This is a genomic window from Neobacillus sp. MER 74 (genome assembly GCF_023714155.1).
Genome location: NZ_JAMAUV010000047.1, coordinates 1 through 6,886 on the forward strand (window position 1 = coordinate 1; position 6,886 = coordinate 6,886).

5 protein-coding genes are annotated in these 6,886 nt (G+C 37.4%); 4 read left to right on the plus strand and 1 reads right to left on the minus strand.

Translation table 11 applies throughout. From position 1 onward, the window contains the following. Positions 1–479: 479 nt before the first annotated feature. On the minus strand, positions 480–2,663 hold the full coding sequence (locus M3610_RS27155; protein ID WP_251463585.1) for a transglycosylase domain-containing protein: 2,184 nt from the start codon (positions 2,661–2,663) through the stop codon (positions 480–482). A gap of 265 nt (positions 2,664–2,928) precedes the next feature. Here M3610_RS27155 and M3610_RS27160 point away from each other — a divergent pair, with 265 nt between their 5' ends. The 4 genes from M3610_RS27160 (at position 2,929) to M3610_RS27175 (ending at position 6,735) form a co-directional block, all read left to right on the plus strand. Further along, entirely contained in the window at positions 2,929–3,948 is a 1,020-nt protein-coding gene (locus M3610_RS27160) for a DUF3231 family protein (protein WP_251463586.1), read from the plus strand. Between the two features lie 476 nt (positions 3,949–4,424). Continuing rightward, positions 4,425–4,949 carry a hypothetical protein gene (locus tag M3610_RS27165; RefSeq protein ID WP_251463587.1) on the plus strand — a complete coding sequence of 175 codons (525 nt, stop codon included), beginning with the start codon at positions 4,425–4,427 and terminating at the stop codon, positions 4,947–4,949. 408 nt (positions 4,950–5,357) lie between these two features. Beyond that, positions 5,358–5,840 (plus strand): DUF4367 domain-containing protein, encoded by a 483-nt coding sequence (locus tag M3610_RS27170; RefSeq protein WP_251463588.1) that lies wholly within the window; start codon positions 5,358–5,360, stop codon positions 5,838–5,840. A 196-nt stretch (positions 5,841–6,036) separates the two neighbouring features. Next, positions 6,037–6,735, plus strand: a complete 699-nt coding sequence (locus M3610_RS27175) for a hypothetical protein (RefSeq protein WP_251463589.1) — start codon at positions 6,037–6,039, stop codon at positions 6,733–6,735. The last annotated feature ends 151 nt before the right edge of the window (positions 6,736–6,886 follow it).

The window sequence follows — 6,886 nt, forward strand, 5'->3', positions numbered from 1 at the left end:
AAACTCTCCAAGAAAGTTGATTAGCTCATTTGTTACGTTGGCTCATGTTCTAACTATATATAATAGAAGAAACACGATTAATATTGTTTGTTTGCACGATTTTGTTTGTTTAGTTTTCAAAGAACAATTCATTACGTCAGAAGCGACATTTGTTATTATATCAACTCTCTATTATGATGTCAATATAATTTTTATATTTTTATCAATCACTTTAAACGACTAAAGGTTCGTTTGACAAAAGCGACGTTTATTATTATATCAACCCTATATCGCTATGTCAATATAATTTTTATCTCTTTTTCAATCATCTTTAACAATGAAACCTTGCTGTCAAAAGCGACTTCCTTATAATATCACCCTCCTAATAATTATGCAACAAAAATTTTTTCTTTTTTTAAAAAGCTCTTACGGTTTTCTTTCCAATAATAAATAAACCAGGAGATTAGCATATCTCCTGGCTTTTCACTGGTCTTACCGATCTAATGATTCTTTTTTCCTTTACCTTTCCCTGGGTGCTTTTTCTTTTTCTCTTTTTGTTGTTTCTTTTCTTCCTTTTTTGGTTTCTGCGCATTTCTGATTCCCACATTATTATTAGCAGGTTTCGCTTTGTTGATAATTGGTTTTGGTTTTGGCGGTACCTCTGCAGAAGTAACGCCTTTAATATACAGTTCATTATTTACTCGATAGACACTGCTTGGCTGCTGAAAACTTGATGCATCCGTTCCAAATGACTGCATCATGTTTTTGAACATATACTTCGCAATCGGTGTCGTCTTCGCGTCCATAAAGTTACCAGAGCCGTTTTGTGCATATCCAGTCCAGACCGCCATGGTGTATTGCGGTGTATATCCTACGAACCAGCTATCATTCGTGGCGTTTTCTGGGTATCCAAATTTCGCCCGGGTCGGTGCGTCAAAATTCGTTGTCCCTGTCTTCCCTACCACATATAGCCCAGGAACGTTGGCCATTGCTCCGCCCCCATTTGTTACAACGGAGCGCAACATATCAGTCACCATATACGCCGTATAATCCTGCATAACCCGTTTGGATTTCTCCGTAAAATGAACGACTTTACCATTGGGCAGAACTACTTTTTGAACAAAATGAGGTTTATTGTAGCTCCCTTTATTTCCAAATGCACTGTAAGCCCCTGCCATGGCTAATGGACTAACAGTATTGCTTCCAATCGCATAAGATTCGTATATTTGATTATTTTTAAAAGTAATACCGAGTTGTTGGGCAAAATTCTTTGCCTTTTCCATTCCCACCGCCCGTAGTGTTAGAAGAGCAGGAATATTATAAGAGTTGTTTAGTGCATTCCGTATGGTCAGCATTCCATGATACTGATGATCCCAGTTGGAAATCGGCTGTCCAGTTGAATACGACGTCGGCTTGTCATTAATCAGATGGCCAGTGGACCATTTTAAATTTTCAATCGCTGGACCATAGTCAAAAATCGGTTTAAATGTCGATCCTGGCTGACGACGGAGATCAACCGCAAAGTTGTTACCTAGAAATTCAGCTTTATACTCGTTTCGCCCGCTCCCAATCGCCCGCACTTCTCCGGTTTTTGTATCTAAAAAGACAAAAGCCCCCTGGAAAGCCGCATTTGGATAGGCAATGATATCATTGGTGTTCAACATTTTATCTGCATAATTCTGTGCATTTGGATCGAGGGTGGTATAGATAGATAATCCATCCTCACTGATGTCGACACCCTTCAGTTTCCTCTTTACCTCTTTTACAACGGCATCCAAAAACGCTTCGTAAGGAATCGTTTGTTGGTTGCTTTTTAGGACAAGTCCCTCAGTAACAGGAACTTTTGAAGCTTCCTTGTACTGTTTCTCCGTTATATACCCATCTCTAAGCATCGAACGTAAGACGATATTTCGGCGATTTGTGGCCGCTTCTTTGTTTTCCGGCTTGGTTGGATCGTAATTATTCGGGCTCTGCGGCAGTCCGGCTATCAAAGCTGCCTGCGCGAGCGTCATTTTTTTTAAATCCTTTACTTCGATACCATAGTAACTCTTTGCGGCAGCAGCAACTCCGTAAGAACGGTTTCCAAGGTAGATTTTGTTTAAATACATCATTAAAATTTCGTGCTTGGAATATTTCTGTTCCAACTGATAGGCCAAGTCCCATTCTTGGACTTTTCGCTTTAAGGTTTTCTCAGGCGTCAAAAAGGAATTTTTAATCACTTGCTGAGTAATCGTACTACCGCCCTGTGATCCGAAATTTCCGGTTACATTGACAAAAATAGCCTTAGCAGTCCTTTTGATGTCGATTCCATGATGCTCATAAAAATGGGAATCTTCCGTGGCAATAAACGCCTGCTCCAGTACTTTTGGAAGTTGATCATAGGTAATTTTCGTTCGCTTTTCTTTCCCATATTCATAAAGAAATTTTCCGTTTTTATCGTAAAATTTCGTTGAAAGTGGATCCACCAGCTTAGAATCATCCAAATTAGGCGAACCCTTAATCATAGAAGCGAACGTGATCGCTCCTGCTCCAGTTGAAACAAGTCCCAGCACGAGACAGACAATGATTATTTTTTTCAAAATCGATCCTTTTTTCTTCGGTTTCCGATTGCTTCTGTCTTGATTCTGTCTTGCCCTTTCCGCTCGCTTTCGTTCCTCACGAGATTGATAAGTCTCTTCTGTCATGCTTCTTCTCTCCCATGTAAATTTATGGTTTGGCAAAGTTGATATGATGTAAATGAAAGTATGATCAGCTAATTATAGGACTTCGTAAGCGGGGTTAATTTTATGAGGGGAACACGCAAAAAATGAGCCTTAGTGACGGTTCTCCTGGCTCCAATGAGACTTGTGGTGACCACCAGAACCGGGTTTCCCGGCCAGGAGACTCATACATATTACAGGTAATTTATGGGGAAGTTATCCTATATTATTTATACGTTGGAGGTAAATTATGGAGGCAAAGGGAATCCAGATAAGGTTAACTGCTGGTGAAATGGCTCAACTTTGGGCTCAATACTTAAATGATAGCGCAAGCATTTGTATCCTTACTTATTTTTTAGAAAAAGTGGAGGATGATGAAATTAAGCCGGTCATTAAATATTCCCTAGAGTTATCTGCATCACATGTTCAAACGATTACAGCTATTTTAACTGAGGAAAAGAATATTGTTCCGCACGGTTTTCGCATTGGAGAAGATGTAGATTTAACTGCACCTAGACTTTACTCTGACGCATTTGTGCTCAATTTTATTCACCAAATGTCGAAGGTCGGACTTACTTTATATGGAGCCGCTCTAGCAGCATCAGTAAGAAATGACATTAAAGCTTATTACATGGACTGTCTTACTGAAACCATGGGATTATATAAACAATCAACAGAATTATTATTATCCAAAGGGCTGTTTATCAGGTCTCCGAACCTGCCAAATTTAGAGAAGGTTGAATTTGTGAAAAAGCAATGGTTTATGTTGGATGTAATTGGAGAAAAAAGGCCATTAATTGCAGCGGAAGTTGATAATTTATTTGCGAACATGCAAAGAAATGCTCTCGGAGTTGCTGCGCTAACCGGATTTAGTCAGGTTGCACAGGACAAGGATGTTAAAAAATTTTTTCTAAAGGGTTTAGAAATTGGGAATAAACACATTAGATTATTTAGAGCGAAGTTAGAGGAAAGTAAACTCCCTGCACCCATGGGGTGGGATGGGGAAATAACAAACAGTACCACACATACATTTTCTGATAAACTCATGATGTACTTTACCACTGGTTTAATTGCTATGAGTGTTGGCTATTACGGTACAGGTATCAGTGTAAGTCCCAGAGGAGATCTGGCTTCACTGTATAACAGGCTATCCGTAGAGGTTCAAATGTATGCAGAAGATGGGGCCAATATCATGATAAAAAATCGCTGGATGGAGCAGCCTCCAATGGCATCCGATCGAGATGAGTTAATAAGACGAAAGAATAAATAGTGAAAATATAGTATCCAGATAAAAAGAGAAGCACCAGCCTAATTGGCGGTGCTTCTCTTCATATATTAAAATGCGGCCACTTTCTCTTTTTCACCTTTTAACTTTTCGAGTTCCTTAGTGAGTTCTTCCTCGCTTACATAGCTATTGTATGCCGCGTCAAACTGAGCTAACGGAGCTGCAAACTGATCGTTATCTGATGTATTGAATAGTAATAGAGATTCGTGAAAACTTGGTGAAAAGGAGAAACTATTTTAAAAAAAGGGACGGTTCTAATAGCTCCAAAGAAATTCAGCCGGCCACCAGACCTGACCTCATGTTTCCTACTGTATCTAAATACCTTAATCTTTGAATATATGAGTATTTCTGCCTATAGGTTGTGTCTTTCTTACCAAAAAAAGGAATAAAAAGAGGGATTAGAGGAGGTTTGAAGAAATTATTATTATATAACATATTTATTTCTTGGGGGAAATGACGCCATGAGACAAAGCCGACAATATAAATCTCCATATGCAGCAATGTTATGGTCATGTGTATTACCAGGATTCGGGCAATTTTACAATAAGGATTATATAGTTGGAGCTGTGTTGATCGGCATGGAATTTGTCGTGAATTTGAACTCAAATCTAAACCTATCTTTAATCAACTCCTTTATCGGGGATATACATTCTGCCCACCACGTAATTGATTATAGATGGGCACTATTTTACCCCTCCCTGTACGGTTATGCGATTTGGCAGGCATTTAATGCAGCAATCGCCAATAATCATAAGATGATTGGTAAAGATTCGGACCAACGGACATATTTATCGGGCTTCTTTATCGGAATGGTTTTAGGCATGGATTTCGGATTATTTTGGCATGACACTAGCTTGATCAGATATTATTCCGTTATTAGATTTTTAGATTTCCCTGTCTTTAACGGACTGGCATTTGGATTGTTAATTGGAATCATAGGGCATATCATGGAAATTAAAGTGTATCGAAAACAAAGGAGCATCTGATAACAGGTAAAAAATAGGGGGCCAAATAGGTAACGGGTTCCGTTCCCTATCACAAACATTAAAAATGTAAGGTAAATTGAGTGGCAATTTGTATAGGAATTTGCCACTCGTGTTTTTATTGATTTAAAGCCATTTGTGTTGGAATTACATAAAAATTTGTATAGTAAAATGCACCTCAATTTGTTGGGGTACAATGGCTATTGTACGGCGGCAATTTAACCATCAAATTTATATACAAATCGGCATACAAAAAATGCTTAGAAAGGACATTTTTATTGGATATATATGTTAAACTGAAATAAAGTTTGTGAAGAAATGTACTCACGCTAACGGGCAGGATAGTTTAATAAGAAGTGAATGTTCGGAGATACTAATACCAGAAATTTAAATTAGAATTGAGGTAGTTTAGTGGTATTTCCAATTCGTTTATTCATTGTCCTAATCTTGTTTAATAGTATCCCGATGATATTAATGGCTAAAGAAATAAAGTATAACCACAATTGCATTACCATACCAGAAATAAAGAAAAAAGTTGATTTTACCGTTTTGACTCCCAAAAAGATTCCTGACGATTGGACATTAGATACCAAAACATCCCCTTGGTTAATGCTACATTATATGGACAGCAAGGACACAAAGTTAATGGTCGCTATTGATTTGAGAAAAGGATTTCGGATATCCGATGACGATTTTCCTCATCGTCAGCAAGTTGATATAAACGGAAACAAAGGTTATTTTCAGGAGTGGGAAGAAAGTGGCGAAGTTGATAAAAATGGAGACACCATAACTGGTGGATTACTTAATTGGGTACAAGATGGTACTTATGTAGAAATGAATAGTTCAAGGTTACCTAAAGAAAAAATGTTAGAATTTGCAAGGTCAATGGATTAACATTAATCAAAAGGGTACTTAAGTTGAACAATGGAGTTGCTGCGGCAGCTCCTATTTCTTATTGAACTAACAGGTGTTTAGTTTCACAACAAATGGACTGTTTCGGCAGTCCTTTTTCAATATCGTTATTTAACTAAAGGGGCAGTTTAGTTGAATAAAGAACCATCTATGGGAACACTAAAAAGAGGTGAGTTCTATGAAAAGATACATTATCTTATTGTTGGTGTTTATTCTCTTTTTTGTTCCCAAAAGTGTAAGTGCTACAAACGAAGGATATGAAATGGTTACGAAGTTACCCAAAGAAGATATAATCTTGTACGCTAAGAAAATGAACGGGCTATATCAAGACTTCAAAATTGTTTTTAAAGGAGAGACTTACTTCAGACCTTTTTGGATAAATGATACAAATCCTACCTATGCCCCTAAACTATTTTACGAAGACATAAACAAAGATGGAAAAAAGGAAATAATCATAACTTTAACAAAAGGATATGGTTCTGGTGTTCTAGATGAAGAAGTCTATGTCTATAGATATACCAATGGATTAATTGATGTCATTGTCGATAATCCTTTAGCAATTATCTATAAAAATGTAAAAACAAAATTAACTACTGAAAAAGCCGAAATCATTTTGGGGGACAAAGTATCTATTATCGATACTAAGTCAATAGAACCATCGCATTTATTTGAGGATATAGGATTTGGCAGCATTATTGATTATGAAGTAATTAAAAAAAATCTTATGGTCAGAGTAAGTGGTCAAATAACACCAGCGATGTTTGTTGGAGATATTATCATTACTTATGAATATCGTGATAAAATGTATCAAGCGAAAACAATTGAATTTATAACGGATATTAATAAAAACCCCTTTTATGGTCCAGTGAAACATTAAGCTTCTTCAACTAACGGGTGCTTGAGTTGTGCGAAATGTTCCTGGCTTAAATTGAGATTGGTCATACAATGCTCAGGTAAAGGTCAGGCAGTTCCTGTCGGAACTGAAGGGTTATATCGAAGAATCAAATGATGGGGTAACGCCCTGAAGG

Coding starts and splice junctions, on each gene's coding strand:
- M3610_RS27165 (WP_251463587.1), top strand. CDS start 4,425: ATGAGACAAAGCCGACAATATAAATCTCCATATGCAGCAATGTTATGG.
- M3610_RS27175 (WP_251463589.1), top strand. CDS start 6,037: ATGAAAAGATACATTATCTTATTGTTGGTGTTTATTCTCTTTTTTGTT.
- M3610_RS27160 (WP_251463586.1), top strand. CDS start 2,929: ATGGAGGCAAAGGGAATCCAGATAAGGTTAACTGCTGGTGAAATGGCT.
- M3610_RS27155 (WP_251463585.1), bottom strand. CDS start 2,663: ATGACAGAAGAGACTTATCAATCTCGTGAGGAACGAAAGCGAGCGGAA.